Here is a 1,011-nt window from a genome sequence, read left to right on the forward strand (position 1 = left end):
GGATTCCAGCCATGTCAAGGGTAGGTAAGGTTTTTCGCGTTGCATCGAATTAATCCACATCATCCACCGCTTGTGCGGGTCCCCGTCAATTCCTTTGAGTTTTAATCTTGCGACCGTACTCCCCAGGCGGTCTACTTCACGCGTTAGCTGCGTTACCAAGTCAATTAAGACCCGACAACTAGTAGACATCGTTTAGGGCGTGGACTACCAGGGTATCTAATCCTGTTTGCTCCCCACGCTTTCGTGCATGAGCGTCAATCTTGACCCAGGGGGCTGCCTTCGCCATCGGTGTTCCTCCACATATCTACGCATTTCACTGCTACACGTGGAATTCTACCCCCCTCTGCCAGATTCTAGCCTTGCAGTCTCCAATGCAATTCCCAGGTTGAGCCCGGGGATTTCACATCAGACTTACAAAACCGCCTGCGCACGCTTTACGCCCAGTAATTCCGATTAACGCTTGCACCCTACGTATTACCGCGGCTGCTGGCACGTAGTTAGCCGGTGCTTATTCTTCAGGTACCGTCATTAGCAAGAGATATTAGCTCTCACCGTTTCTTCCCTGACAAAAGAGCTTTACAACCCGAAGGCCTTCTTCACTCACGCGGCATTGCTGGATCAGGCTTTCGCCCATTGTCCAAAATTCCCCACTGCTGCCTCCCGTAGGAGTCTGGACCGTGTCTCAGTTCCAGTGTGGCTGGTCGTCCTCTCAGACCAGCTACTGATCGATGCCTTGGTAGGCTTTTACCCTACCAACTAGCTAATCAGATATCGGCCGCTCCACGAGCATGAGGTCTTGCGATCCCCCACTTTCATCCTTAGATCGTATGCGGTATTAGCGTAACTTTCGCTACGTTATCCCCCACTCTAGGGTACGTTCCGATATATTACTCACCCGTTCGCCACTCGCCACCAGAGCAAGCTCCGTGCTGCCGTTCGACTTGCATGTGTAAGGCATGCCGCCAGCGTTCAATCTGAGCCAGGATCAAACTCTTCAGTTTAATCTCTGTT

Annotated in this window: 1 rRNA gene; it reads right to left on the bottom strand. The window is 51.9% G+C overall.

The window, feature by feature from the left end:
- A 16S ribosomal RNA gene (locus OX459_RS28040) occupies positions 1 to 1,001 on the bottom strand; the annotation flags it as partial.
- Positions 1,002 to 1,011 lie beyond the last annotated feature (10 nt).

The organism is Janthinobacterium sp. SUN026 (genome assembly GCF_030397625.1).
GTDB classification, from domain to species: Bacteria; Pseudomonadota; Gammaproteobacteria; order Burkholderiales; family Burkholderiaceae_D; genus Janthinobacterium; species Janthinobacterium kumbetense.